This is a genomic window from Algoriphagus sp. oki45 (assembly GCF_036245605.1).
Lineage (GTDB): Bacteria > Bacteroidota > Bacteroidia > Cytophagales > Cyclobacteriaceae > Algoriphagus.
Window position 1 is genome coordinate 1,908,377 of the sequence record NZ_BTPC01000001.1, and the last position, 27,000, is coordinate 1,935,376.

Annotated in this window: 23 protein-coding genes; all 23 read left to right on the top strand. The window is 45.0% G+C overall.

Annotation, left to right across the window (positions count from 1 at the left end):
* The first annotated feature begins 56 nt into the window (after window positions 1-56).
* The 23 genes from AAA942_RS08285 to AAA942_RS08395 all read left to right on the top strand — a co-directional run bounded on the left by AAA942_RS08285 (window position 57) and on the right by AAA942_RS08395 (window position 26,989).
* Complete coding sequence (locus tag AAA942_RS08285; RefSeq protein ID WP_338219770.1) at window positions 57-1,706, top strand: hypothetical protein; 1,650 nt, start codon at window positions 57-59, stop codon at window positions 1,704-1,706.
* Window positions 1,707-1,970: 264 nt separating this feature from the next.
* Complete coding sequence (locus AAA942_RS08290) at window positions 1,971-2,825, top strand: alpha/beta hydrolase (protein ID WP_338219771.1); 855 nt, start codon at window positions 1,971-1,973, stop codon at window positions 2,823-2,825.
* Between the two features lie 51 nt (window positions 2,826-2,876).
* Window positions 2,877-3,446, top strand: coding sequence for a TetR/AcrR family transcriptional regulator (locus AAA942_RS08295; RefSeq protein ID WP_338219772.1), 570 nt, complete (start codon window positions 2,877-2,879; stop codon window positions 3,444-3,446).
* Window positions 3,447-3,609: 163 nt separating this feature from the next.
* A complete protein-coding gene (locus tag AAA942_RS08300) occupies window positions 3,610-5,985 on the top strand; it encodes an arylsulfatase (protein WP_338219773.1) in 2,376 nt (791 codons plus the stop codon).
* A 222-nt stretch (window positions 5,986-6,207) separates the two neighbouring features.
* The gene (locus AAA942_RS08305; protein WP_338219774.1) at window positions 6,208-6,951 is read left to right on the top strand and encodes a DUF3667 domain-containing protein; all 744 of its coding nucleotides are present in this window, start codon (window positions 6,208-6,210) and stop codon (window positions 6,949-6,951) included.
* Between the two features lie 42 nt (window positions 6,952-6,993).
* Window positions 6,994-7,404 carry a cupin domain-containing protein gene (locus tag AAA942_RS08310; RefSeq protein ID WP_338219775.1) on the top strand — a complete coding sequence of 137 codons (411 nt, stop codon included), beginning with the start codon at window positions 6,994-6,996 and terminating at the stop codon, window positions 7,402-7,404.
* A gap of 162 nt (window positions 7,405-7,566) precedes the next feature.
* Window positions 7,567-8,460, top strand: coding sequence for an NAD-dependent epimerase/dehydratase family protein (locus tag AAA942_RS08315; RefSeq protein ID WP_338219776.1), 894 nt, complete (start codon window positions 7,567-7,569; stop codon window positions 8,458-8,460).
* A 123-nt stretch (window positions 8,461-8,583) separates the two neighbouring features.
* Window positions 8,584-9,516 (top strand): aldo/keto reductase, encoded by a 933-nt coding sequence (locus tag AAA942_RS08320; protein WP_338219777.1) that lies wholly within the window; start codon window positions 8,584-8,586, stop codon window positions 9,514-9,516.
* A gap of 137 nt (window positions 9,517-9,653) precedes the next feature.
* Window positions 9,654-10,682 carry a zinc-binding alcohol dehydrogenase family protein gene (locus tag AAA942_RS08325; RefSeq protein WP_338219778.1) on the top strand — a complete coding sequence of 343 codons (1,029 nt, stop codon included), beginning with the start codon at window positions 9,654-9,656 and terminating at the stop codon, window positions 10,680-10,682.
* A complete protein-coding gene (locus tag AAA942_RS08330) occupies window positions 10,679-11,494 on the top strand; it encodes a sugar phosphate isomerase/epimerase family protein (RefSeq protein ID WP_338219779.1) in 816 nt (271 codons plus the stop codon). The genes AAA942_RS08325 and AAA942_RS08330 overlap by 4 nt, the downstream gene beginning before the upstream one ends.
* A gap of 90 nt (window positions 11,495-11,584) precedes the next feature.
* Window positions 11,585-11,926 (top strand): L-rhamnose mutarotase, encoded by a 342-nt coding sequence (locus tag AAA942_RS08335; protein ID WP_338219780.1) that lies wholly within the window; start codon window positions 11,585-11,587, stop codon window positions 11,924-11,926.
* A gap of 33 nt (window positions 11,927-11,959) precedes the next feature.
* On the top strand, window positions 11,960-12,898 hold the full coding sequence (locus AAA942_RS08340; protein WP_338219781.1) for a tetratricopeptide repeat protein: 939 nt from the start codon (window positions 11,960-11,962) through the stop codon (window positions 12,896-12,898).
* 6 nt (window positions 12,899-12,904) lie between these two features.
* Window positions 12,905-13,258: a DUF2200 domain-containing protein gene (locus AAA942_RS08345; protein WP_338219782.1), complete on the top strand. Its 354-nt coding sequence runs from the start codon at window positions 12,905-12,907 to the stop codon at window positions 13,256-13,258.
* Between the two features lie 9 nt (window positions 13,259-13,267).
* Window positions 13,268-14,215: an FAD-dependent oxidoreductase gene (locus tag AAA942_RS08350; protein WP_338219783.1), complete on the top strand. Its 948-nt coding sequence runs from the start codon at window positions 13,268-13,270 to the stop codon at window positions 14,213-14,215.
* Window positions 14,216-14,355: 140 nt separating this feature from the next.
* Window positions 14,356-15,750: an MFS transporter gene (locus AAA942_RS08355; protein WP_338219784.1), complete on the top strand. Its 1,395-nt coding sequence runs from the start codon at window positions 14,356-14,358 to the stop codon at window positions 15,748-15,750.
* 164 nt (window positions 15,751-15,914) lie between these two features.
* Window positions 15,915-17,441 carry a bifunctional phosphoribosylaminoimidazolecarboxamide formyltransferase/IMP cyclohydrolase gene (gene purH / locus AAA942_RS08360; protein ID WP_338219785.1) on the top strand — a complete coding sequence of 509 codons (1,527 nt, stop codon included), beginning with the start codon at window positions 15,915-15,917 and terminating at the stop codon, window positions 17,439-17,441.
* Window positions 17,442-17,589: 148 nt separating this feature from the next.
* Window positions 17,590-17,853, top strand: a complete 264-nt coding sequence (locus AAA942_RS08365; protein ID WP_338219786.1) for a type II toxin-antitoxin system HicA family toxin — start codon at window positions 17,590-17,592, stop codon at window positions 17,851-17,853.
* Window positions 17,843-18,061: a type II toxin-antitoxin system HicB family antitoxin gene (locus AAA942_RS08370; RefSeq protein ID WP_338219787.1), complete on the top strand. Its 219-nt coding sequence runs from the start codon at window positions 17,843-17,845 to the stop codon at window positions 18,059-18,061. The genes AAA942_RS08365 and AAA942_RS08370 overlap by 11 nt, the downstream gene beginning before the upstream one ends.
* Before the next feature lie 555 nt (window positions 18,062-18,616).
* On the top strand, window positions 18,617-20,110 hold the full coding sequence (gene cysS, locus AAA942_RS08375) for a cysteine--tRNA ligase (protein WP_338219788.1): 1,494 nt from the start codon (window positions 18,617-18,619) through the stop codon (window positions 20,108-20,110).
* Complete coding sequence (locus tag AAA942_RS08380) at window positions 20,100-21,080, top strand: M28 family peptidase (protein ID WP_338219789.1); 981 nt, start codon at window positions 20,100-20,102, stop codon at window positions 21,078-21,080. Before cysS ends, AAA942_RS08380 begins: the two co-directional genes overlap by 11 nt.
* Window positions 21,081-21,154: 74 nt before the next feature.
* Window positions 21,155-22,189, top strand: coding sequence for a LacI family DNA-binding transcriptional regulator (locus AAA942_RS08385; RefSeq protein WP_338219790.1), 1,035 nt, complete (start codon window positions 21,155-21,157; stop codon window positions 22,187-22,189).
* Window positions 22,190-22,282: 93 nt separating this feature from the next.
* Window positions 22,283-23,428: a galactokinase gene (gene galK, locus AAA942_RS08390; RefSeq protein WP_338219791.1), complete on the top strand. Its 1,146-nt coding sequence runs from the start codon at window positions 22,283-22,285 to the stop codon at window positions 23,426-23,428.
* A gap of 117 nt (window positions 23,429-23,545) precedes the next feature.
* Complete coding sequence (locus tag AAA942_RS08395) at window positions 23,546-26,989, top strand: ThuA domain-containing protein (protein WP_338219792.1); 3,444 nt, start codon at window positions 23,546-23,548, stop codon at window positions 26,987-26,989.
* Window positions 26,990-27,000 lie beyond the last annotated feature (11 nt).

Below are 27,000 nucleotides of genomic sequence, written 5' to 3' on the forward strand. Positions count from 1 at the left end.
ACAATGAATTGATTTACAAGCCTATAAGGTAATTTTGTCTTGTTAATTAATTACTTATGAAACGCAATGCACTTCTTCTAATTTTGGTTTCAGGCATGATCTTTTGGTCTTGCAACGATAAGGCAGAAAGTCCAACAGCCAAAGGTGAAATCCCATACCGATTGGATTCTGATCAAAGTGTAATAGGAGCTCGGGTAGATGTGTCTCAGGCTGGGACTATTTTTCCTCTCTTCCAACCGAATCTACCTTCCTCACGAGTTCAGTCCGTGGATTTCAAATTGGAGCTTCTCAGCGAAGTCAAACCACCGGAGTTAGAAGGGCAAAGCCTCCGCGCCGCCAATGTCAGAATTACAGGAAACCTTTTGGCCATTTCTTACAACTTTGAAGGTAGTACCTATTTGGGGGGAATCGACATCGTCAATATCTCCCAGCCCAATTCTCCAAGATTGGTCACTCAAGTCCTCTTTGAGGATGGTTCGGTCAGTGACGCTTACATTGAAGGAGAGCATTTGTACTTCGCTGGAGCCTTGGATATTGACCAAGTAAGTGGATTAAATTCTCCAGCCATCGTAGGGAAAATCCGTTTGAATGAGGCATCAGAAGCTACGGATGAGTATAGCCAAGTAGATTTGCCCAGTTTTGTCGGTACTTACACAGAAAGGGGCTTTGGAAGTTATCTTGCTACTTCTGGCAATAGCGGAGGAGGTCTCACCATTCTTGATGATCAATTCCAACGCATTGGATTTATTGATCTGCCCAATGCACGCTCAGTATCCATCGGGGATACCACCGCAGCGGTACTTCAAGGTGAACCAGGAAGAATAGCAGTTTTGGATGAAAATTTAACCCTGATCAATCAGTTTTCCATAGCAGGAGCAAGCAATCCCGAAGCAAAAGGCCAGGTGGATTATTTCAATTCCTTTTTAGCTGTCGCAGGAGGTCCTGATGGAGTTTTGATCTATAATCCGGTGGAAGGTGACCTGATCACAACTTTGGAAATGAAGCCAATCGATGGCGTTGCTGATTCTGATATTGTAGCCAATGGGCTGGTGGCGGACGGAAACACCCTATTTATGGCCAATGGAGCTTCTGGGCTTTATGTAGCTGATTTGATCGGGAATGAATTAGAAATCCTCGGTACTTTCGATGTAAATGCCTCTGCCAATGGTGTGGCGGTTCAGGACGAATTGGTAATAATTGCAAATGGAACGGCAGGTACCCGAATCCTAAAACTGACCAAGTCTAAGCCCGTTCAGGAAGGGGAAATCTTCGATATTGATTTTGCCACTACATCCCGCGACAAACTGGCAGTAAAAGGATGGGTATTCCAGTCTTTCACCCAAAGTGGAAATGAGCTTCGAGGAGGTAGATATGGTGGGCCTGACAGAAATAATCTGCTCAACCCTGAAGCATCACAGAAAAACCAAATAAAAATTCCTGCAAATCAACTCATTGCAGTAAATGAACTGAAAGTATCGATCCGAAGGGATCAGCCCTATGAAGTCTATGTATGGCTGCAAAAAAAGGATGGAACTTTAGAAAACCTAGGACTTAGTAGACTGGCTGACAACAACACGGTTCAGAATCTCACCTTCGATCTGAAAGGAACCGAAAACTTGGACTATGTCATCTTAGGCGCGGCACCTGCTGCCGGAGGATATGGAAGAGTCTTTATTTCAAAGGTCAGCATGAGTGGCAAATATTGATTGACCCAAATCAAAAAAATAATCCATCCCGCCCTATTGGTAGAAATAAATCTCAACTGGATAGGGCGGGATTTTTTTCTGGTTGCATTTAAAAATTCAATCTTTGGTAGATCTAACCCATTTATATTTCCGCAAAATCAATAATCATTAAGATTTACCATTTCTATCCTCTGACTTTAGGATTAGTAATCATGGAATTGAATAAAACATTTTGCATTTTAAGGGAGACAGTTAAAAATCAATCCTGACTCAAGCCTTGTAATCATGCAGTCAAGTAATGGCAAAATTGCCCTCCTTCTTTTTTTCTTTTCGTTTTTTTCCGTGACCTTTTCCTTTTCTCAGGAAAAAGTAGTCTACAAAACCATAGACACCCTAGAGCTTAGCCTCGAAGTTTACCGCCCAGATGGAAAACCAGATGAAAATGGGTTTCCAGCAATGGTTTTCTTCTTTGGAGGGGGATGGACGGGTGGCAATACCGCTCAGTTTGAGCCCCAAGCAAAGTATTTCTCGGAGCGGGGCATAGTATGTTTTTTGGCCGAATATCAGGTAAGCTCCCGAAATCAAACCACACCTTTTGAATCCCTCATGGACGCCAAGTCAGCGTTGCGGTTTATCCGAAGTCACGCGATGGAATTCCAAATTGATCCCGAAAAAATCATTGCATCGGGAGGTTCAGCGGGAGGTCATTTGGCGGCAGCCACAGCCCTGATCGATGGCTACAATGACCCAACCGATGACTTGAGTATCAGCTGCAAGCCTACTGCATTGGTCCTCTTCAATCCTGTCATCGACAACGGTCCGGGAGGTTATGGCTTTGAGCGGATTGGTGAGGCTTACCCGGACTTTTCTCCACTTCACAACATTCGGCAAGGAGCTCCTCCTACCGTGATTTTCTTAGGCACCGAAGACAACTTGATCCCAGTGGAGACCATGAAGTATTACCAAACCGTCATGGAAAAAGTGGGAAGCCGATGCGAGCTTTTCCTCTACGAAGGGCAGCCTCACGGCTTTTTCAATTACAGGAATTTTGAGTTTTATGAAAAGACCCTTCGAAAGGCCGATGAATTTTTACAGTCCTTAGGATATCTGGATTCAAAATCAGAATTAATCATTCGTTAAAAAGGATTAGTTCTCAATAGGATTTCCAAAAATTGAATTTTAGATTCAGCTATGGGATTAGAACAAGGGATTAAAGAAAAATGGGTTAATGCAGCATACTCTGAATTTGTAAAGGCAGGACCCAAATTCAGTCTGAAAGCCCTTTCAGAGAAAAACAAGCTTCCCAGAGCCTCCCTTTATTATCATTTTGATTCCAAAGAAGCGCTCTTGGAAGAGCTGTTTTCCCTCCATCAGGAAAAAATTAACGACTACATAATCGAACTGGAATCGAAGGTAAAGAATCTGATTCCGGATCTTTATGAGGTCATTTATTCCCACAAAGAAGGGATACTTTTTCACCGCCAACTGCTTTTGCATTCAGAGAAGGAGGATTTCTATTCACTTTACAAAAGCGCAAACGAGCGGGCTTTAACTGTTCTTCTACCTCAAATCAAGAGTCTATTTGCATCCAGCGGTACCGATGAAGAGTTTATCCAATTCTACCATACCCTGACCGATGCGTGGTATATCCGCTTGGATCCCAACCAATTTACCGTGAAAAGCATGATTGATTTGGCAATGGAGATTATGGAAAACACCCTTGGCCTCTTCTCCGGGTCTGTTTCGCCAAAAAATCAATAAGCCAAAACTCTGCGATTTCTTGATTTTAATTTTTGAAAAAAGGAGGTAAATCCTCCAGATTAGACAACCCTGTCCAAGACAATTTCTATTTCAATTCCTATTTTAAAAAAGTGTCAAGAAGCCCGTCCTCTTGCCTGTTTTTTTGTATCAATAACCCAGACCAATGAAAAAGCTTTCTCTCTTCTTCGGACTAGTCGGAATCTTATTTAGCTGCCAACAACCCGCTCCAACTTCTTCAGAAAACTCAATCCCCTATCCCAATGAAGAATGGAAAGGGGTACAGGGAAAAACGCTGGCAGATTCCAAACCTTATTTTATCGGCCCTCCCAAAGCTCCGGAAGGCGCTCCCAACGTTCTGATTATCCTGCTTGATGATGCGGGCTATTCCAATGCCTCTTCTTTTGGCGGGGTCATGCAAACCCCGACTTTTGACCGGATTGGGGATGAAGGGATTAGATACACGCATTTTTCGGTAGCTGCCGTCTGTTCTCCGAGTCGTGGTTCCATTTTGACCGGCTACAATATTCATCAAATTGGAACTGGAATTATTTCCGAGTTTGCCACTGGTTATCCGGGATACAATTCCCAGATCGACTATAGCACCCCTTCCATTGCCAAAATTCTTACTGAAAATGGATATGCCACTTCAGCCTTTGGCAAGTGGCACAACACCCCAATGGAGGAGGCTTCTCCCGCAGGACCTTTTGAAAGCTGGCCCACAGGAATCTGGGGATTTGAATATTTCTGGGGCTTTTTAGGAGGAGAAACCAATCAGTTTCATCCCTTGCTCTATGAAAACACCACCCCTATAGAAACACCCAAAACCAATGCAGACGGCTCTACATTCCACCTTTCTCATGGTTTGGCAGATCAAGCGATCAAGTGGCTGGACAACTGGAAGGGACTGAGAGACAATCCATTCTTTATGTATTATGCCCCGGGAGCGGTACATGCCCCGATTCAGGTCCCTGAAGAATGGAGAGACAAGTACAAAGGGAAATTCGACGAAGGCTGGCATGCTTACCGGCAGGAATTATTGGAAAGGCAAAAGAAACTAGGCTTAGTCCCTGAAAATGCCCAGCTGGTAGAATGGCCAGAAGTAATTCCCGAATGGGACTCTTTCAGTGAGGAAGGAAAGAAATATTTGTCCCGACAAATGGAGGTCAATGCTGCATTTATGGAGCATGTGGACCATCATGTGGGAAGAGTGATAGATCGACTTGAGGAAATGGGAGAACTGGACAATACTCTGGTAATCTATTTGACCGCAGACAATGGTGTCACTGCAGAAGGGACGCCCACAGGAACTTTTTCTGAATTATTGTTCCAGAATGGCTTCCCTCCAATATCCATGGAGCAACAGTTGGAAAAGCTGGAAGAATTTGGAGGAATTGAGGAGTGGGGCGGGCCTCATCTTGCCAATCACTATTCGGTAGGATGGTCCTATGCTTCTTCCACACCCTTCCAATGGACCAAGCAAATCGCCTCACATTTTGGCGGCACTATTGCCGCGACTGCCATTCGCTATCCCAAAGCTATAAAAGCCAAAGGCGAATGGAGAAGGCAATTTCAAAATATCACTGACATCGTTCCCACCATTTTGGAAGTGACCGGAGTGCCTACACCTGACTACGTAAACGGCCAAAAACGAAAAGAATACCCGGGCAAGTCCCTGACTTATGCCTGGAATGATTCGGATGCCAAAACCAACCATCCCACCCAATACTTTGAAATGACCGGTTTTGTAGGACTATACCATGAGGGATGGACCATCTCCGGTAAACCCTACCGGGTACCCTGGACCGTAGATCCTGAAGCCCTAAAGAACTTTGATCCTCTGAATACCGAATGGGAATTGTATAATGTCGATGAAGACCCAATCCAATCAGTGAACTTGGCTGATCAATACCCTGAAAAAGTCAAAGAATTGGAGGAGCTTTTTTGGAAGGAAGCAGAAAAATACGATGTGTTTCCCATTGGCGGCTCCATGGGAAGGTCTCTCCAGCCTGAGTCCAATCCTCAGCGAGCAGCCAAAAAACACTGGGAACTCACTCCCAACGTCTATCGGGTCCCCGAACTTGCCGGTCCGGAGATCAAGTCCACCAATTACGAGATAAACGCCTATATGACTACTACCGCTCAAACGGAAGGAATCATCTACGCCGTAGGGGAGAGATTGGGAGGTCAGGCCCTATTTATCAAAGACGGCAAGCTTAGATACAGCTACTCCACATTAGGGCTTTATTGGCATGACTTCGATGGAAACGTAAAAATTCCAGTTGGTGAAGTCAAAATCACCTTGAAGCACACCATGAAGGAGGCAAGACTTAATGGACCGTCTTTGGTAGAATTCTTCATCAATGACCAAAAAGTAGGAGAAATGGACCTTACCGCAACTGTCTATGCTGCTTTCACAGGACATGAAACCTTCGATATCGGAAGAGACGAAGGCCTACCTGTCAATGAAGAATATGAATCTATGGGCAAATTCAATTTTAACAACGGGATCCTACGCAAGGTGGTGTTTGATATAGAATAAAATATCTGGCATTGAAGTATAGCCTATTGCAGTCATTCAAGCCAAATATCAAACACAAAAGCGAAGCCCTTATCCATGCAGCCCCATCTATGATTCACGGGGTTTCTATCCTAAATCCCAGTCAGACTGAAGAGATAAATTTCAGAAAAACAGGCCCAAACCCCTATTCCCAGCTCAAAAGGCTGGGATTATTTCTTTATTTTTCTCTAAAAATCAACCAACATGGAGCCACTCAAAATTTGGGAAGTCGAAGAGACTGTCATTACCAAGGAAAAGAAGATAAGACGCTTTACTTTCCGCAATCTCCTGCAGAGTTTTCTGGATATTTTTGAACTGGACCAAGGGATAGTCTACACCGTCATCGGTTTGTTTAAATTTCCGGGCAAAATCATCCGGGAACATCTCGATATGGATAGGCTCACCATCACCAATCCTCTTCGGTACTTCTTCTTTGTGGTGGGGGTCAGTGCTTTTCTCACGATCAAGTATGACTTCTGGATCAAGCAAAATATGGCTTTGAACGGGGCAGAATCTGCCAGCATGAGTCCGGAACAGCAGGCTTTCAATCAGCAATTCTCCGAAGTGTACCAGTCTGTCTTTATAGATTACCTTTCCCTTTGGTTTGCAGTGGCCGTGTTTTTTGTTGCTTTGTTTTCCTACCTTTTTTTCAAAAAGTCAGGGCTTACCTATTGGGAACAGTTTATAGCCAATCTCTTTATCTTCAATCAGATGACACTGATTTTCATACCTTTCATTCTGGTATCCGAGCTGTTTGACAATATGAGTTTGTACCTGATCTACCTCCTTCTGGGCTACATTTATGCCATTTGGGCCTACCGAGATCTTTTTGGTCAAAGTTGGGGAATCTCCATAGTCAAGGGGTTTCTGGTTCAGATTTTGGGATCGATCTTGTTTTTTGGAGTATTTTCTATCGGTTTGACCTTGATTTTGGTTTCAAAAATGTAGTTCCCTAACCCATCCCTACTCTAAACCCAAACCTAGTTTATCATGAAAAACCTATTTTTAAGCCTTCTTTTGGTAGCCTTACTAGGATGCCAAAAGGAAGGTTCCCAAACTTCTACTTCAGAGCTTCTTATCGAATCCTTCCAATCCTGGAACGGGGACTCTCTTCCAGCTTATCCCTCGGGCAAGCCGAAGATTTCCATTGTGAAAGTGACCATTCCTCCCCACTCCGAATTGCCCAAACATTATCACCCGGTCATCAACGCAGGCGTTTTGCTCAGCGGTGAACTGACCGTGGTGGACTCGAAAGGAAATACACTAAAAATGAAAGCCGGAGATCCCATCATCGAGCTGGTCAATCAGGTGCATTATGGAAAAAATGAGGGAAATGTGCCCGCCGAAATCGTGGTCTTCTATGCCGGAACGGAGGATACCCAGATTGTAGTTAAGGAATAAGTTTGAAATGGTTCTTATTAAAAATTTTCAGGGATACAACTGTAATTGTTGCTTCTCAAGGCTAAAACCTAAAAGCATCTTCTGTTTTACTCACTAAGAGCCACGTATTTATTTCTATTTTCGTTTAAAAAATAAAATCTTAATTAAAGACAAAAATTCACCATGAGAATATTCTTCACCGGAGGCTCCGGAAAAGCCGGAAAACACGTCATCCCCTACCTGCTTGACCAAGGACACCGAGTTCTCAATGTAGACTTGACTCCTTTGAATCATCCCGGAGTGGACAATCTCACAGCTGACATTACGGATTCAGGACAGATGTTCAATGCTATGAGCATGTATGCGGGATTTGACGAAATGGAGCCGGGAACAGGAGTCCCTAAGTTTGACGCGGTGGTGCACTTTGCCGCAGTGCCACGTATACTGATCAAGCCCGACAATGAAACCTTTCGGGTCAACACCGTCGGGACCTATAATGTGATCGAAGCAGCAGTCAAACTCGGCATCAAAAAGATCATCATTGCTTCTTCGGAAACGACTTATGGGATTTGCTTCTCAGATGGAAAAACCGACCCGGCTTACCTACCTCTTGATGAAGAATACGACGTCAATCCTATGGACAGCTATGGGCTATCCAAAGTAGTCAATGAGCAAACTGCCCAGGCTTTTCAGCGCAGAACGGGAGTGGATATTTATGCCCTTCGGATTGGCAATGTGATCGAGCCCCACGAATACCAGCAACTTTTTCCTTATTACTTCAAGCACCCTGAGGTGAGAAGAAGAAATGCCTTCTGCTACATCGATGCCCGTGATTTGGGGCAAATCGTGGATTTATGCCTGAAAAAGGACGGTTTGGGCTATCAGATCTTCAATGCTGGAAATGACCAAAATGGAGCCATCATTCCAAGCAAGGAACTGGCAGAACGCTTTTTTCCGGGAGTACCGCTTACTCGAGATTTGGAAGAGCATGAAGCCCTTTTCTCCAATCGGAAAATCCGGGAAGTATTGGGATTCAAAGAGCAGCACAATTGGAGAAAATATGTCAAAGGGGAGTAAGTCCTCTTTTTTTTATCTAAATAAATCGGACTTCGACCGATCCCCATTTTTCAGGATTCCTTCTTTGCAAAAATCTTCTAATTTGCTTAAACCTATCCGTCAGCAGATTTACCTAATCTACCTATGCAGTATCGCAGACTTGGCAAAACCGAACTAGAAGTCTCCATTTTAGGCTTTGGTGCCTCCCCAATGGGAAATGTTTTTGATCCCGTGGATGAAAAAGAGGCCATTTCGGCAGTTCATTTGGCTTTAGATCATGGGGTGAATTTCATCGATGTGTCTCCCTTTTATGGGCTGACTTTGGCGGAAAGCAGATTGGGAAAAGCGATCGAAGGAAGGCGCAAAGAGATCATTCTGGCCAGCAAATGCGGAAGGTACGATCTTCAACACTTTGACTTTTCCAGAAAACGTATCCTCCAAAGCATCGATGAATCGCTCACCCGACTGAAAACCGATTACCTGGACTTATTTCAGCTCCATGATATTGAATTTGTAGATAAGCAAATAATTCTGGAGGAAGCGGTCCCTGCTATCCAAGAAGTGGTCAAGTCCGGGAAAGCTCGATTCTGGGGCATCACCGGATTGCCAGTCCGGTATCTTGCCCAGATTGCTCGCGAAACCAATCCCGACACGGTGCTTTCTTGGGCTCATTACAACTTGCTGGAGGATGAGATCAATAATGAATTAGTTCCGCTCGCACAGGAAATGGATTTTGGACTAATGAATGCCGCCCCATTGATGCAGCGCATCCTCTCAGATGCTCCTTTGCCTCCTTGGCACCGCTCTCCGGCAGAAGTAAAGGCCATGCAGCCCGTTTTGTTGGACCTTTGCCAAAGCTTTGGATACAAGCTGAGCCAAGTAGCCCTGCGCTTTGCGATGGATCACCCCCTTATTTCTACCACGATAGTAGGGATGTGTGAAGTCAAAACTGTCCAGGAAAATCTCGAAGCAGTAGATTTAGAAATCCCTTCAGAATTAATAGATCGAATCCTCACGCTTGTCGAGCCGGTCAAAAACCGAATATGGTTTGAAGGAAAGGCGGAGAATAATATTTGAGCAGACAGGAATCGGAGAGAGAGAAGAAAGAGGTTGTAAAGTTGTAAGGTTTTAAAGTTGAAAAGTTAGGCTCCCTTTAGAAGGGTTTGAGATTCTTAAAAATCTCGTAAATCTGAATTCTTAAATCGTAGATCGAAATGAAAGCTCTTTTTCTCACCGAAGTCGGAAAATCAGAAGTTCGGGAAATTACCAAACCGAGCCCAAAAGCGGGAGAAGTACTACTTGAGGTAGGAATGGTGGGGTTTTGCGGAGGAGATCTGAACGGGTTCAAAGGACTTTTCCCCCTACAGGAATATCCCAATATCCTCGGCCATGAGGTCGGTGCAACGATTGTCGAAAAAGGACTTGAAGTTCCAGAGGACCTTTCTATCGGAACTCGGGTTACCCTTTATCCCTACCTCGCCTGTGGCACTTGCATAGCCTGCCGAAAAGGCCGGCCCAATGCCTGCAAAACCAACAAAACCATGGGAGTTCGCCGACCAGGGGCTATGACGCGATACATTACGGCACCTTGGCAGGATGTATTTCCTTCGGAAAAATTGAGCCTGCGAGAACTTGCTTTGGTGGAACCTCTAACTGTAGGCTTTCATGCAGTCAGCCGAGGACGAATAAGCGCTGAAGACCGGGTTGCGGTTTTAGGTTGCGGAATCGTAGGTCTTGGAGCAGTGGCAACTGCGGTCAATCGAGGCGCTCAGGTCATTGCCATTGATCTGGATGAAAGCAAGCTGGAAGTGGCCCGGAAAATCGGGGTAGCTCATACCATAAATCCAAGCTTAGAAAACCTCCACGATCGTCTACAAGAAATCACCCAAGGAGACGGGGCCGATGTAATTATCGAGGCAGTAGGGAGCCCAAATACTTACCGAAGTGCAGTAGAAGAAGTGGCCTTTCTGGGCCGGGTAGTCTGCATCGGCTACGCCAAAGCTCCCGTGGAGTTCAATACCTCCCTTTTTGTCCAAAAGGAAATAGAAATCCTGGGTTCGAGGAACTGTGTGGGCAAAACCGACTTCCCCGAGGTGATCGAATACCTCGAATCCGGCAAATTCCCGGTGGAAGCAGTTATTTCCAAAACCATTTCAATCGAAGAAGGCCCCGCCACCCTCATAGAATGGGCCAGCAATCCTCAAGAGATCATTAAAATCATGCTCAATCTCGAAGACCAATGATCAAATCTGCCGTCACACTCAATCTTATAGAAACCATGTCCATCGGTCCTTGGATCTTTTGGCATAATCTGGAAGAAAGTCTAAAAAAAGCTGCTGAATTGGGTTTTGACGGAGTAGAACTCTTTACCCGATCGGGTTCTGATCTGGATGCCAACCACCTTCAAGACCAGCTCAAGCATTACGGACTCGAACTTGCGGCAGTGGGAACGGGTGCCGGGAAGGTACTTCATGGCCTAACCCTCACCGACCCCGATCCCGAAATCCGGAAAAAAGCGATTGACTATATAGCAGAAATGATCGATTTCGGAGCTCAGTTTGGCGCACCAGCGATCATCGGATCCATGCAGGGAAATATTCCAACAGGACATTCTAAAGAGGATGCCTTAGACTTGTTGGCCGAAGGGCTTTCCCAGTTGGGAAAAATCGCCAAATCGGCTGGGGTAATCTTGATTTATGAACCCTTGAACCGATATGAAAGCAATCTCATCAATACCCTTCATGCAGGGAGTGAGTTTTTGAAGCGAAATCACTTGAGAGCAATTCGCCTTTTGGCTGACCTTTTCCACATGAATATCGAAGAGGACAATAGTGCTCAAAGCATTCTTGATTTTGGTCAATACATAGGGCACGTGCACTTTGCTGATTCCAACCGAAAACCTATGGGTTTTGGGCATACAGACATGGCACCGATTGCCGCAGCGCTCAAGGAAATTAACTGCTCGGGATACATTTCCGCAGAAGCTTTCCCCTACCCCAGTCCAGACGAAGCAGCAAAACAAACGATCAATCAATTCAAAAAATACTTTCGCTAGATATATGGCACAATGACTTCCTAACTTCCATACCTCCTTACCTCCATACTTCCCAACTCCCATTCTCCCCAACTCCCAAACCTCCACACCATGAAACGATATTGCCTAGCCCTTGATCTTATAGACGATCCTGAATCCATCAAAAAATACGAAGCCCATCATGCTCCCGGAGCAGCCTGGCCGAAAGTGACTCAGCATGATATTGACTGTGGAATATTGAATATTGAAATCTTTCGGACCGGCAACCGGATGTTTATGATTTTGGAAACAGTGGATGAGTTTACTTTCGAGAAAAAAGCAGAAATGGATGCCGCAAATCCCATCATTGCCAAGTGGGAGGAATTGATGTGGGGATTTCAGCAACCTTTGCCTTGGTCCAAACCCGGAGAAAAATGGGTACTTATGGACCGGATTTTCAAATCAGGAGAATAAATTTAATTTCCATTTTATCTAAACCCCTGCACCATGCGTTTCCTTTCATTTCTAAGTCTTCTTTTTCTAACCATCGCCTGTAGTCCTTCTTCGCAGGAATCCTCTCATTTGGAAGTTGCAAGTGACTCTACCTTTATTACTCCGTTGGGTAAAACCTATTCTATAGCTCTGCCTTCCGAAAAACTTCAAACCCAATATCGGGAAGCAAAAGCCATCTACGAGTCGAATCCTGAGGATGTGGAAGCCTTGATTTGGTATGGAAGAAGGATTGCCTATTTGGGTCAGTACAATCAGGCCATTCAGATATTTTCTCAGGGAATTGAGAAATTCCCAAGCGAACCCAAGCTTTACCGTCATCGAGGGCACAGGTATATTTCTATCCGGGAGTTTGATGAAGCCATTTCCGACCTGGAAAAAGCAGCAGAATTGATCCAAGGCACTCCCAATGAAATAGAACCGGACGGCATGCCCAATGCCCTGAATATCCCGGTCAGCTCGCTTCACAGCAATATTTACTACCATCTCGGATTGGCTTACTACTTGGTGGGTGACTATGAGAAAGCTTATGAAGCTTACGTGAAATGCCGGGAAAGCGGCAGCCATTATGACAATATTGTCTCCAGTACGCATTGGCTTTACATGATTCAGCAGCGACTCGGCAATCCAGCCAAAGCCGATTCCCTTTTGGCGCCCATTCACGCAGATTCTACCGTGATCGAAAATCAAAGCTATGCAGACCTTTGTCGATTGTACAAAGGTTGGATTCCGGTAGATTCTCTGATTCAGCAAGGCCCGGGAGGCAGCCCCTCCAATGATGCCGTACGCTATGGGGTGGCCAATTGGTACTTGTACAATCAGGATACTGCAAGGGCTAAAGAAATGATGGAAGGCCTATTGGAAACTAACTATTTTGCCTCTTTTGGCTACATCGCTGCTGAACAGGACTGGATTCGATGGTTTCAACCAAAATAGCCAATCATGAACTCTGACGAAAGAATCGCAAAAATGACTTTTTCCTCCGTTTACCCTCATTATTTAGCCAAAGTGGAGAAAAAGGGAAGATCAGAAGAAGAACTTCTTGAAGTCATCACTTGGCTCACCAACTTTTCGAAAGAGAAGATTCAATCATTAATCCATGAAAAAGTCAGCTTTCATGATTTTTTTGATCAGGCAGACCTAAATACCAATGCCCATCTGATCACCGGACTTATTTGTGGATACCGGGTGGAGGAAATCGAAAATCCCTTGACTCAGAAAGTTCGCTACCTGGACAAGTTGGTTGACGAATTGGCCAAAGGCAAAAAGATGGAAAAGATCCTTAGAATCGCATAATACTTCTGAATGAAAGCCAGAAAGGTCACTGTCGTCGGATCAGGAATTATTGGACTTACTTCTGCCATAGCCCTACAAGAGGCAGGTTTTGATGTTCGCCTTTTTGCCAAAGAGAAATTCGATTATACCCTATCCCATAAAGTCGGCGCGGTGTGGTTTCCCTATACTATCGAGCCCAGAAAAAAAGTGGATCGATGGGCAGCAGTCAGCTATGCCCGCTATGAAAAAGAGTCCGAATATGCTGCGGGGGTATCGATGATTTCGTTCTTAAATGCCTACAAAGACCTGAAGGACGAGGAATGGGTTCATCAGTTGCCTGCAGGAACGGTGAGAGAAGCCACATGGGATGAGCTCCCAAAAGGAATGAAAAAAGGGCTGATTGCTGATGTACCCTTGACCGAACCTCCACTTTATCTTCCTTATTTATTTGAGAAATTCCTGAATCTGGGCGGAACCTTTGAATTGAAAACTTTCAACAGCCTGGAAGAAATAGCTTCTCAAGATACCCTGGTAGTGAATTGTACAGGTTTAGGAGCCAAATCGCTTTGTAAAGACGAGGATTTGCATCCCATGCGGGGTCAGATTTTGCGGGCAGAAAAGCTGGATATCCCCTCCTTTGCCGACCCTACGCAAAAAGGTGCACTTTCTTACATCATCGGAAGAAGCGGTGATTCCATTATAGGAGGTACCGATTATGACTACGACTGGAATGAATCCGAAGACCGAAGAGATACCGAATTAATTTTGGAAAGACTCAAAAACTTTGGGATAAAAAACCAACCTGAGATTCTGGAAATCGTGGTAGGCCTACGGCCTAAACGAAGTACCGTCAGATTTGAATTTGACGCTGATTTCCAAAATGTCTTTCACAATTACGGTCATGGCGGAGCTGGATTTACCGTAGCTTGGGGATGCGCCATGGAAGTGGCTGAGACACTAAGCAAGAACTCCCTTTGAAAATTAAGCTCCTTCTACTCAACCCAAAACCAATACAAAAACAAGATTTTAGGCCTATTTTCAAGAATAGGAAATCGGAGGATTGTTGTACTCCAAAACCAGCCAATTAATCCCTCCCAATAAGCTTTTTTCATTAAACCATGACTCAAGTACCGGTAAGCAATCAGGTCAAAAAAATCCTTCCCGTCATCTTGGCTACAGCCATTTTTATGTTGATGCTGGATTCCACCATCTTGAACACCTCCCTTCCAGCCATTGCTTATGACCTTGATGAGTCTCCGCTGAATATGCAAAATGCCATCATCAGCTACGTCCTTACCGTGGCTTTGCTGATGCCCATCAGTGGATTTATGGCGGACCGATTTGGTACCAAGCGGGTTTTTATCGGGGCATTGATGGTCTTTGCTCTCGGGTCTCTCCTCTGCTCATTATCCCAAAACCTCAATCAGCTGGTGCTTTCCCGGGTGATTCAGGGAGTAGGTGGCAGTATGATGACACCTGTGGGCCGACTGGCCCTGATCAAATCCTTTCCCAGAAACGAAGTGGTGCAAGCGATGAATTTTGCCATAGTCCCCGCCCTTATCGGGCCGATTTTGGGACCATTAGTGGGAGGCTATATGGTGGACTATCTGTCTTGGCACTGGATATTTCTGATCAATCTACCCATCGCTGTCCTGGGTATTTTGCTCAGTCTGAAATTTCTGCCTGATTATTATTCTCCTTCATCAGAGTTTGACCTGAGAGGATTTCTGATTTTCGGAGCAGCCACTTTTATCCTTTCCATTTCTCTTGAGCTTTTGGGCGAGTCGGTCCAACTCACCCCCTTACTGATTGGAGTGTTTTTGGGCTTTCTTTTACTCTATTTCTATTATCGCCATGCTAGGCGAGAGGACAACCCGCTCTTTCCACTGGACCTTTTTCAGGTTAGAACCTTCCGGGTTGGTATCCTTGGTAATCTCGCCACCCGATTGGGAATCAGTTCAGTTCCTTTGCTTCTGCCCTTGATGATTCAGATCGCCTACGGAAAGTCAGCCGTGGTATCAGGCTGGATCGTGGCTCCAATGGCCCTGACTGCCATGCTAGGCAAGTCTGTGGTGATCCAAATTCTAAACAAAATCGGTTATCGAAAGACGCTCATGTTCAACACCTTTCTGATCGGCTGCCTAATTTGTTCATTTGCCCTCCCCAGTCTGGAAGCGTCCATCTATTGGCACTTGCCTATCATCGCCATTTTGGGATTTTTCAATTCCATTCAGTTTACCTCGATGAACTCAATCGCAATCGCAGACCTGCGCCCCTATCACACGAGTAGCGGAAACTCCCTGCTTTCGGTCAATCAGCAATTGTCGATTGGATTTGGGGTAGCTTTGGGACTATTGATTCTCAAACTTTTTGAGGGGGATGAAAAGCTTATTCCCATTGAAGTCCATCAAGCTTTCCGCTATACCTTTTTGATCATAGGAAGCTTGACCATCATCTCCGGTCTGGTTTTTAGAAGACTTCATTTCAGAGATGGGGAAAATCTTAAATCCTGAAATAACTTTTTTAAAGCCATTTCCAGATATGCTTACCTATATCTCAATCCCAAACTCCAATATTTTAGAGGCCTCCTCTACAAGAATCCTTTGAGTCTATCCCCTCATTCTCTTCATTTTCCCTACCTTTGCGACTTCTTGATTTCTCACCTTTCCATCTAAAAATGGCTGTCAAAAAAATCCAATCTGCTCTTATTTCAGTCTTTTATAAGGACAACCTCGAACCAATCATCGCCCTACTTAAGCAACATGGAATAAAAATCTACTCTACCGGTGGCACGCAAAAGTTTATCGAAGAACAAGGCGCTGAGGTCATCCCTGTGGAAGAACTCACCTCTTATCCTTCCATTTTCGGAGGAAGAGTAAAGACCCTTCACCCAAAAGTATTCGGAGGCATCCTCTATCGAAGAGAAAATGAGGGCGATGTGGCTCAGGCAGCCGAATTCGACATTCCTGCCATCGATTTGGTCATTGTGGATTTGTACCCATTTGAAGAAACTGTCGCTTCAGGCGCATCAGAAGCAGATATTATTGAGAAAATCGATATCGGTGGAATTTCCCTGATTCGTGCCGCTGCCAAAAACTTCAAGGATGTGATCATCATTGCTTCCAAAAACCAGTACGGAGAATTGGAAGAAAAACTGAAGGCCCAAGATGGAGGCACCACCATCGAAGACAGAAGATACTTTGCCGCTCAGGCTTTCCAAGTGTCATCCCATTACGACACTCATATTTTCAACTACTTCAACCAAAGCGAAGGAATTCCTGCTTTGAAGGTTTCCGAAAACAAGGCAAAGGCCCTTCGTTATGGAGAAAACCCCCATCAGGCGGCTCATTTCTACGGTGACTTGGATAATCTTTTCGATCAGCTCAACGGAAAAGAACTCTCCTACAACAACCTGGTCGACGTAGATGCAGCAGTCAACCTGATTGCTGAATTTGACGGACAAACTGCCTTCGCCATCCTGAAGCATACCAATGCCTGCGGATGTGCCACTGCGGATACGGTGAAGGAAGCCTACCAGAAGGCTTTCGCAGCGGATACCACTTCCGCTTTCGGAGGCGTATTGGTGACCAACCAGACGGTGGACAAAGCGGCTGCTGAAGAAATGCATTCCCTTTTCTTCGAAGTGTTGATTGCACCGGAATTTACCGAAGAGGCCTTGGAAGTATTGAAAGGCAAAAAGAACAGAATCCTACTTCGTCAGAAAATGGCTCTTCCGGGCACCAAAATGATCAAGACTCTCCTGAACGGAGTGATTGAGCAGGACAAGGATTTGGCTACCGAAAGCAAGTCTGATTTCAAAGTGGTGACCAAAGTTGCCCCAAGTGAAAGGGAAATGGACGCATTGGTTTTCGCAGCCAAAGTCTGCAAGCACACTAAGTCCAATACCATTGTATTGAGCAATGATTCCCAGCTTTTCGCATCCGGAGTAGGCCAAACTTCGCGTGTGGATGCTCTCCGTCAAGCGATCATCAAGGCGGGAGAATTCGGCTTTGACCTGAAAGGTGCTGTAATGGCATCCGATGCCTTCTTCCCATTCCCGGATTGTGTGGAGATCGCGCACGAAGCCGGAATCACTGCCGTGGTTCAGCCCGGCGGCTCCATCAAAGACCAAGACAGCATTGACTTCTGTGACGCCCACGGCATGAGTATGGTGATGACCGGAGTGAGACACTTCAAACATTAATTTGAAGTATCAAGTAGCTAGAATTTAGTATCAAGACCTCCGGTTCGAATAGAATCGGAGGTTTTTTGTTTTTTTCTAAACCAATTGATTAAATCCGGATTAATTTGAAAATTCAGATTCTTTTTAATGACATTATTTTAGAAGTAGTATGGGGAAGTACCAAAAACTTTTGATAAGGATTCTTTCAGGAACTTCAGATGCTAATGTTGATTTTGAACAGCTCAGGAGATTATTGATCCTCTTTGGTTTTGCTGAAAGGATCAAAGGAAGCCATCATATTTTCTCCAAAGAAGAGATAGAGGAAATTTTGAATATTCAAGAAATTCAGGCCAAAGCCAAACCCTATCAGGTGAAACAAGTAAGAAACCTTATATTGAAGTATCAATTAAAACTCGAAGAAAATGACAATTGAATCAAAATACGAAATCATCATTTATTGGAGTGAAGCAGACCAGTCATTCATCGCAGAGGTCCCAGAACTAGCTGGTTGCGCAGCTGATGGAAAATCCTATGCTGAGGCGCTAAAAAATGCGGAAACAGTCATTTCTGAATGGCTCGAAACAGCATTAGAATTAGGAAGAACTATCCCAAAACCAAAAGGTAAATTGATGTTTGCTTAATGGTAATTTTAAAATTCATTAAGCACTTATCTTCCAATTAAAAATCTCTTCTTTTTAATCTCTTAAATCAGCTTTGACCTCCGGTTCGATTAGGATCGGAGGTTTTTTGTTTTTTATGATGGGTCATACCCTCTCTCCAAAGGATTAAATGCCAAAGGCATTTTCTGTCTCAGCCCAGAATTCAATTCTGGGTGTAGGTTTTCAAAAGAGTTTTAAGAGTGCCAACGGCACGATCTATATAGATTACAAATCGCCCATTCAGGGCTCAAAATCAAAAATCAAATGTTCAAAGCCCCAAATTGAATTTGGGGCTACTATAAGTTGCGCTTTCAGCGCACTTTCACCAATTAATCCAGCAAGTACTATATAAAGTCCTTATCGTCTCATGGGAATTTGTCACTCTAACTTTTCCAAAGTGCAGAACTTTGGAAAAGTTAACTGCCCCTGACATCCATTTCTTTTCATTTCCCAAGCCAAATCCGCTATTTTGCAACACGAACCTAAAAATCGGTTTTCCGGTTTTAGAGACTTGAATCTCGCTTCTAGCATCTCAAAATGAAATCGCATCAACTCAAAGTATACAACACGCTTTCCCGCCAAAAGGAAGAATTTCAACCCATCAACCCGCCTTTTTTGGGCATGTATGTCTGCGGGCCGACTGTTTACGGAGACGCACATTTGGGCCATGGGCGACCTGCAGTCACATTTGACACAGTCAACCGCTACTTAACTCATTTGGGATTCAGAGTTCGCTATGTCCGAAACATTACCGACGTAGGGCACTTGACTGGAGATGCGGACGAAGGAGAAGATAAAATCGCCAAAAAAGCCAAGCTAGAGCAGCTCGAACCCATGGAAGTGGCTCAGCAATACACGGACACGTATCATCGGGACATGGCTTTGCTCAATACCTGGAAACCCAGCATTGAGCCCCGAGCCACAGGCCACATTCCAGAGCAGATAGCTTTGGTAGAAGCGATCCTGAATGAAGGATTGGCCTATGAGGTGAATGGCTCAGTCTATTTCGATGTGTTGAAATACAACAACACCTACAAATACGGCAAGCTATCCGGCAGGGTATTGGACGAATTGATCAGCGGTAGCCGAGACCTTGACGGTCAGGGCGAAAAGCGCAATTCGGTGGATTTTGCCCTTTGGAAAAATGCCGCCCCCGAACACCTGATGAAATGGGAATCTCCCTGGGGAGTAGGATTTCCGGGCTGGCACCTCGAGTGTACAGCGATGAGCAGCAAGTACTTGGGAACCCAGTTTGACATCCACGGAGGTGGCATGGACTTGATGTTTCCACATCACGAATGTGAAATCGCGCAGGGAAACGCTTGCAATCATCGAGACCCAGCCAAATACTGGATGCACAACAACATGATCACCATCAACGGGCAGAAGATGGGCAAATCTTTGGGGAATTTCATCACTCTGCAGGAGCTTTTTACCGGAAACCATAAGCTTCTGGAGCAGGCCTATAGCCCAATGACGATCCGCTATTTCATGCTCACAGCGCATTACCGCTCCACTTTGGACTTTTCCAACGAGGCACTTAAGGCTGCACAAAAAGGCTACAAAAAGATTATCAACGGATTGAGAATTGCCCGCCTTTTGGAATACACGCCAAATCCGGAAATATCTCCTGATCAAGAACAAATCAAGCAGGTCGAAAGCAGCATAACTGCGGCCTACCGGGCCATGGACGATGATTTTAACACCGCTCAGGCTATCGGTCACCTGTTTAATCTGCTGAAAAAGATCAATTCCATTTTCACCGGTCAGCTTTCTTCTGCCGCTTTGGGAGAAGAAGTATTTCGGAAAATGAAAGATACCTTCATCACCTTTGTGGTAGATATTCTGGGGCTGATTGAGGAGAAAAGCGATGTGCAGAATTCCATGCTGAATCTTTTGCTCAAGCTGTATGGGGAAGCAAAAACTGCCCGAGATTACGCCAAAGTGGATGAAATCCGCGCAGGCCTGAAAGAAATGGGATTTGTGGTCAAAGACATGAAAGACAAAATCGACTGGGCATATGAAGAATAATAAGATTTGGCTTTTTGCCCTGTTGATATTGGCCTGGGCTTGTTCAGGCGAAAAAAACACAGAAACGCAGGTTCCCGAAGTGGTTGTCAAGCCCTACCCTGCCTTCAATGCCGATTCTGCTTATGCTTTCGTCCAAAAGCAGGTGGACTTTGGTCCTCGTGTCCCAGGCACTCCGGGACATGCTGCCACCAAGGCCTGGATTATCGCTGAAATGGAATCCTATGGAATGAGTGTTCAGACTCAGGACTTCCAGGTGAAAACCTACGATGGATTGAATTGGAATCTCAGCAATATCATTGCTTCCTACAATCCCAAAGCCACCAAAAGAATCCTTTTGGCAGCCCATTGGGATACACGGAGAATTGCCGATAAGGACACCGAGCGCATCAATGAACCTATAGACGGAGCAAATGACGGGGCCTCCGGAGTAGGTGTGCTGCTGGAAATTGCAAGGACTATTTCCAGCCAGGGATTGAAGCCAGAAGTGGGAATTGATTTTATTTTCTTTGACGGAGAGGATGACGGAGAGCCTGAAATGTCTTCAGGAAGAAATAACTCCCAAGTGTGGTGGTGTCATGGCTCCCAATATTGGTCCAAAAACAAGCATATCCCCAATTATTCTGCCTACTATGGAATATTGGTGGATCTTGTAGGTGCGAAAAATGCACGGTTTTACAGAGAAGGGTATTCCAGACAGTTTGCAGGAGGAATTGTTTCCAAAGTATGGGGTCACGCTTCCCAACTGGGCCATTCTGGCTTTTTTATCCAAAAAGACGCTCCAGAGATCATAGACGATCATTACTTCGTCAATTCACAAGCAGGCATTCCGATGATCGATATTATCGAGTTTTCCCCAGACTTTGGATTTGGCCATTACCATCATACCCATCAGGACAATATGGACCTGATCGACTCACGTACACTAAAGGCTGTCGGTGAAACCGTTTTATTCACAGTTTATCAGGAATAGCGGTTTTTCTAAAAATCTTTGCTTTATTCGTAACTGCAGACGATTGCATTTTTGAGAATTAAGAAGGAAGAAGTATGAAAAAAGGGCATCAGGTCACGATGAAAGAGATCGCCAAAAAATTGGGTGTATCCGTGTCTACCATTTCCAGAGCCCTAAAGGACTCCCCAGAGCTCCATCCGGAAACCAAGCGAAAAATCGTGGAAATGGCCAAGGAGATGAATTACCAGCCAAACCTGCTGGCACAATCTCTCCGGATTTCCCGATCAAAAACCCTTGGAGTCATCGTCCCCGAAATCACTTCTCATTTTTTCGCTTCCTGTATCAGCGGAATTCAAGATCATGCCAATTCTCGGGGTTACAATGTCATCATCTGCCAAAGTAATGAGTCTCTGGATCAGGAAAAAGCCAATATTCGCACCCTGGTATCCAGTCAGGTCGACGGATTGCTCATTTCCCTGAGCCGGGAGACTAATCGGTTTGAGCATTTGTACGACCTCTACAATAGGGAGATCAACTTCGTTCTTTTTGACCGGGTACAGGAAGATATTCCCGTATCCAAGGTTACTTTCAATGATGCAGGAGGAGCATACCAAGTGGTGAAGCACCTTTTGGAAAATGGTTCCCGAAAAATCGTCTATATCTCTGGACCAGAGGACCTTTATATTTCTAAGAAAAGGAAGGAAGGATATCTCAAGGCATTAAAAGAATACGGATTGAAAGAAGATCCGACCTTGATCAAAATCACAGATCTAACGGAGGTTGGAAACATCCAAGTTGCTCGAGAAATCCTAAAGTTGGACCCAAGACCAGATGCGGTATTCTGTATGATTGACCCGGTGGCGGTAGATGTCCTGACCGATTGGAAAGCCCACGGAATCCGAATCCCCGAGGATATTGCCTTGGCAGGCTTTACCAACAATCCCACTTCCGCTGTGGTCGAGCCTCCACTGACCACTGTCTCCCAGCCTGGCTACGAAATGGGGAAACTGGCAGCGACCCATCTTTTGGATCAATTGGACGGAATCGCCTCCGAAGATCCGATTTCGATTATTTTGGAAACCACCTTGGTGCCTAGGAAGTCTTCCCAGCATTTTGAGGTAAAGAAGTAAATCGTTATTAGTTATTGGTAATTAGATATTTCTTTAGGCTTATACCCTGAATACCTCAATAACTATTTTCCCAATAACCTATTCACCAACCAAATGCACCCCCAACTCCTCCCTACTTATCATTCCAACTTTTCAGGTTCACCTTTAATTGCCTTTGCTCCAGGCAGGATCAATTTGATCGGAGAACACACGGATTATCAAGAAGGGTTTGTATTTCCGGCTGCGGTGAAGCAGGGAATTTGGGTGGCAATTCAGAAAAACGATATTCGTTCCTGCCGGCTTATTTCTGCAGACTTCGGACAGGAATTCAGCTTTGATCTGGATTCATTTACCCCAAAAAAAGGCCACTGGGCAAACTATGCTATGGGAATGTGTGCCCTGATGAAGCAGTCTGGCTATGAAGTAAAGGGGTTTGACATGGTTATTGGAGGAAATATTCCGGTAGGATCAGGACTTTCTTCTTCGGCCGCACTTTCGGTAGGAATTGGAACTGCGATATCCGCGCTTTTTGACTTCGATATCCCAAAGAAAAACTTGGCCTTGTATGCCCAAAAATCCGAGCATCTCTATGCAGGTGTGAAATGCGGAATCATGGATCCTTATGCCTCAGCCTTTGGCAGAGAGGGAAAGGCACTTTTGCTGGATTGTCGAAGTAATACTCATCAGGAAATTCCGGTACACCTTGGAAATTATTCTTTGATTTTAGTCAATTCTAAAGTGAAGCATTCCTTGGCAGATTCAGCATACAATAAGCGAAGGGAGGCCTGCGAAGAAAGTGTCCGACTGCTGCAGGCCAATTATCCTGAAATTATAACACTGAGAGATTTAAGTATTTCCGATTTGGGAAAAATTGAAGAAATCCTTCCTAAATCTTTTTTCCCCAAAGCCAAGCATGTCATCACCGAATGTGATCGGGTTCATGAGGCCGCAAAAGCTCTCCAATCTGGAGATTTAATCACATTCGGAAGACTTCTGGATGCATCCCATACCAGCCTGAGCCAAGACTTTGAAGTGAGTTGTCCCGAACTGGATTTTCTGGCTCAAATAGCCACTTCAATGCCTGAAGTCCTAGGATCCCGGATGATGGGAGGAGGATTTGGAGGATGCACGATCAATCTGGTGAGGACGGATTTTTTGGAAAAATTCAAAAGCCATATCCAAATTGGCTATGAAAAAAGATTTTTAAAGTCCCCGGAATTTATTCCAGTAGAAGTTTTTGAGGGAGCAAGGATGCTTTAGTTTGGGATTTCATCGACAAAATCGACCGATTGATCCATTATATCGCTCCTTGTATTTCTTATCAATCAAGCATTTGGACTTTTTTCCTAATTTCCCCAAAAAAATTTCTCAAACCTCATGAATTACCCAAAAAACCTAAGGAGCCTAATCGTGGTGATTATGCTCATTGGATTGGGATTGGTTGCTTGTTCCAAAAAGCGAGAAGGCAATCCAAAAGTCCTGATCTTCAGCAAAACAGCTGGATATTACCATGAATCCATTCCCTCCGGAATTGCTGCCATCCAAAAACTAGGCGCAGAAAATGGATTTGAGGTGGATACCACCAAAAATGCAGCAAACATCAACGAGGAAAACTTAGCTCAATATGCGGCGGTAATCTTCCTCAGCACTACGGCTGATGTTCTGGATCATTTCCAGGAAGCAGATTTTGAACGCTACATCCAATCGGGTGGTGGCTTTGTTGGAATCCACGCAGCTGCCGATACCGAGTACGAATGGGGCTGGTATGGCCGATTGGTAGGAGGGTATTTTGCAGACCATCCTGGCATCAATGATCCACATCCCAATGTTCAGCAGGGAAAAATCTCCAAAACTGGAGAAAAACATCCTTCCGTGGACTTTTTGCCTCAATCCTTCGAAAGAACTGATGAATGGTATAGCTACAAAAACGTCAATCCCAATACCAAAAAGATCTTAATGCTGGATGAGGCTTCCTATCAAGGCGGAATGGATATGGGAGAGCATCCCATTGCCTGGTATCATGAGTTTGACGGAGGAAGAGCTTGGTATACCGGCGGTGGGCATACTCATGAATCCTTTTCTGAAGAAAATTTCCTAAAACACCTTTTGGCGGGAATTCAATATGCTATTGGAGAAAATGAAGAATTAGATTATTCCAAAGCCAAATCCAAAAGAACTCCAGAAGAGAACCGGTTTACCAAGACCACCCTTTCCATTGGAGAGTTTACCGAACCAACGGAAATGACTGTTTTGCCCAACTTGGACATTTTGGTAGCACAAAGAAGAGGGGAAATCCTTCACTACAATAATGCTACTGGAGAACTCAAGGAAGTGGCTAAACTAGATGTCTATTGGAAGGCAGAGGTTCAGGGAGTCAATGCAGAAGAAGGGGTCATGGGTCTTCAGAAAGATCCAAATTACGCTCAAAACAATTGGGTATACGTTTTTTACTCCCCCACAGGAACTGAAGAAATCAACCGTCTTTCCCGATTTAAGTTTGCCAATGGAGCTTGGGACATGGGATCAGAGCAGGAGATTTTGGAATTATATTCCCAAAGAAATATCTGCTGTCATACCGGTGGATCCATCGCCTTTGATGCACAAGGAAATCTCTTCCTTTCCACTGGTGACAACTCCACGCCATTTAATCAGCCAAACACCCCGTATAGACTCAATGGATACGCACCTTTGGATGGTAGAGAGGGAAACAAGCAGTACGATGCCCGAAGAAGTTCAGGAAACTCCAATGACCTGAGAGGAAAAATCATCCGAATCAAAGTCAATGAAGACGGAAGCTACACTATCCCTGAGGGCAATCTTTATCCTCAAGGTACAGAAGGCACTCGTCCGGAGATTTACGTCCAAGGCTTGAGAAATCCTTACCGAATCTCAGTGGACCAAAAGACTGGGTTCCTTTATTGGGGAGAAGTTGGCCCAGATGCCAACAACGACTCACTGGACATCAAAGGTCCAAGAGGATATGACGAAGTCAATCAGGCGAAGAAAGCCGGACATTTCGGTTGGCCATACATCATTGGAAATAATTATACTTATCGCGAGTTCAACTACGAAACCGGCCAAACAGGGCCGGCTTTTGACCCGGCAGGCCCAGTAAACAATTCTCCGCATAATACCGGTCTAAAGCAATTGCCTCCAGTGCATCCTGCTTTCATTTGGTATCCCTATGCCGCTTCTCCAGACTTCCCATCCGTGGGGACAGGCGGAAGAAATGCCATGGCAGGACCAGTTTACTACTCTGAAATGTATCCAGCAGAAACCCGATATCCGGATTATTTCGACGGAAAACTTTTCATCTACGAATGGATCAGAGGCTGGGTAAAAGTGGTGACGATGACCGAGGATGGCAGCTTTGACAAAATGGAGCCATTCATGGCAGGAACCAAGTTTAATGCCCTAATGGATATGGAAATGGGCCCTGATGGGAAAATCTACATTCTGGAATACGGCAATGGATGGTTTTCCAAAAATCCGGATGCAGGTCTTTTCCGAATAGATTATAACGGAGGCAATAGAGCACCGGTGGTTACCAGTCTTTTTGTAGACAAAACTTCAGGGCAAAATCCTCTGACAGTAAACTTTACTGCCAGTGCCTCAGATCCGGAAAGTGATCCCTTGTCCTATACATGGAACCTTGGTAATGGAGAGACTAAAACCACCACAGAACCTACCCTAACCCATACCTACACCAACATCGGCGATTATGAGGTAAGTGTGGCTGCCAATGATCCCGCAGGATTGAAAGGAGAGAGTGTTCCACTGAGTGTCTATGCAGGAAATACTGCTCCTGAGATTCAGATTGTAATTGACGGCAATCAATCCTTCTATTTCCCGGGCAAAAAAGTATCCTACACGGTGACTGCCACTGACCCGGATGAGCCCGGTGCCAACTTGGATATGAGTACTCTGTATGTGTCTGCAGACTACGTGTCAGGAGTTGACATGGCAGAAGCGGACATGGGACACAAAGTGATGAGCGAGGCCATGACAGGGAAGTCTCTGGTGCAATCCTTAACTTGTAAAACTTGTCACAAAGAAAACGAAGCCTCAATAGGCCCCGCATATACAGAGGTAGCCAAAAAATACAGAGAAAGAGACCGAAACTATCTCCTAAACAAAATCAAAAACGGTGGCGGAGGTGTATGGGGTGAAACAGCCATGCCTGCCAATCCGGATTTGAAATCGGCTGATGCCAATGCTTTGGTCACCTACATTCTGTCCTTGAGAAATGAGGCCAAGCCAAGTTTGCCTGCCAAAGGTTCAGTAGACCCAACTTTGAGCAAGCAACCTTCCCCAACAGGAGCCTTGGTAATCTCTGCTACATACACAGATAAAGGTGGAGAAAACATTAAGCCTCTCACCGGAGCCAACTCTGTGATGCTGACCTCGAACTCTCCGAGTTTGGCCTTGGCAGGAGAATATGCCGGCTACAATAAGATGGTATTCAATGGACAAACTCTCCTGACTATTCCAGCTCAGGCCGCATCCTTTGCCATGCCGGCTACTGACTTGACAGGTATTGGTTCCGTCAGTCTCAACATGGCTATCCAAGGTGAAATCAGTAAACCCTTAGCCTTTGAAATCAGACAAGACAGCCCTACCGGACCTGTGGTAGGTCAAGGGGCGGTCAACCCAGGCCCAGGAATGCAGGTTCAGGGTATACCTATGCCAATGCATATGGCAACAATCCAGTTGGCTGACGGACTCGATGGGAAAAAGCACAAGCTCTATTTCCTCAGTGATCCAAAAGGCGCGGATTTGGGTACTGCCATCCTGATTGGAATGACTTTCAACGCCAAGTAAACGAATCAAAT

Excerpts from the sequence above, each read along its gene's own strand:
- AAA942_RS08370 (WP_338219787.1), top strand. The coding sequence starts at position 17,843 with ATGACAATTGAATCAAAATACGAAATCATCATTTATTGGAGTGAAGCA.
- AAA942_RS08335 (WP_338219780.1), top strand. The coding sequence starts at position 11,585 with ATGAAACGATATTGCCTAGCCCTTGATCTTATAGACGATCCTGAATCC.
- AAA942_RS08345 (WP_338219782.1), top strand. The coding sequence starts at position 12,905 with ATGAACTCTGACGAAAGAATCGCAAAAATGACTTTTTCCTCCGTTTAC.
- AAA942_RS08325 (WP_338219778.1), top strand. The coding sequence starts at position 9,654 with ATGAAAGCTCTTTTTCTCACCGAAGTCGGAAAATCAGAAGTTCGGGAA.
- AAA942_RS08385 (WP_338219790.1), top strand. The coding sequence starts at position 21,155 with ATGAAAAAAGGGCATCAGGTCACGATGAAAGAGATCGCCAAAAAATTG.
- AAA942_RS08355 (WP_338219784.1), top strand. The coding sequence starts at position 14,356 with ATGACTCAAGTACCGGTAAGCAATCAGGTCAAAAAAATCCTTCCCGTC.
- AAA942_RS08315 (WP_338219776.1), top strand. The coding sequence starts at position 7,567 with ATGAGAATATTCTTCACCGGAGGCTCCGGAAAAGCCGGAAAACACGTC.
- purH (WP_338219785.1), top strand. The coding sequence starts at position 15,915 with ATGGCTGTCAAAAAAATCCAATCTGCTCTTATTTCAGTCTTTTATAAG.
- galK (WP_338219791.1), top strand. The coding sequence starts at position 22,283 with ATGCACCCCCAACTCCTCCCTACTTATCATTCCAACTTTTCAGGTTCA.
- AAA942_RS08395 (WP_338219792.1), top strand. The coding sequence starts at position 23,546 with ATGAATTACCCAAAAAACCTAAGGAGCCTAATCGTGGTGATTATGCTC.
- AAA942_RS08300 (WP_338219773.1), top strand. The coding sequence starts at position 3,610 with ATGAAAAAGCTTTCTCTCTTCTTCGGACTAGTCGGAATCTTATTTAGC.
- AAA942_RS08320 (WP_338219777.1), top strand. The coding sequence starts at position 8,584 with ATGCAGTATCGCAGACTTGGCAAAACCGAACTAGAAGTCTCCATTTTA.
- AAA942_RS08305 (WP_338219774.1), top strand. The coding sequence starts at position 6,208 with ATGGAGCCACTCAAAATTTGGGAAGTCGAAGAGACTGTCATTACCAAG.
- AAA942_RS08365 (WP_338219786.1), top strand. The coding sequence starts at position 17,590 with ATGGGGAAGTACCAAAAACTTTTGATAAGGATTCTTTCAGGAACTTCA.
- cysS (WP_338219788.1), top strand. The coding sequence starts at position 18,617 with ATGAAATCGCATCAACTCAAAGTATACAACACGCTTTCCCGCCAAAAG.
- AAA942_RS08310 (WP_338219775.1), top strand. The coding sequence starts at position 6,994 with ATGAAAAACCTATTTTTAAGCCTTCTTTTGGTAGCCTTACTAGGATGC.
- AAA942_RS08380 (WP_338219789.1), top strand. The coding sequence starts at position 20,100 with ATGAAGAATAATAAGATTTGGCTTTTTGCCCTGTTGATATTGGCCTGG.
- AAA942_RS08295 (WP_338219772.1), top strand. The coding sequence starts at position 2,877 with ATGGGATTAGAACAAGGGATTAAAGAAAAATGGGTTAATGCAGCATAC.
- AAA942_RS08290 (WP_338219771.1), top strand. The coding sequence starts at position 1,971 with ATGCAGTCAAGTAATGGCAAAATTGCCCTCCTTCTTTTTTTCTTTTCG.
- AAA942_RS08340 (WP_338219781.1), top strand. The coding sequence starts at position 11,960 with ATGCGTTTCCTTTCATTTCTAAGTCTTCTTTTTCTAACCATCGCCTGT.
- AAA942_RS08350 (WP_338219783.1), top strand. The coding sequence starts at position 13,268 with ATGAAAGCCAGAAAGGTCACTGTCGTCGGATCAGGAATTATTGGACTT.
- AAA942_RS08285 (WP_338219770.1), top strand. The coding sequence starts at position 57 with ATGAAACGCAATGCACTTCTTCTAATTTTGGTTTCAGGCATGATCTTT.
- AAA942_RS08330 (WP_338219779.1), top strand. The coding sequence starts at position 10,679 with ATGATCAAATCTGCCGTCACACTCAATCTTATAGAAACCATGTCCATC.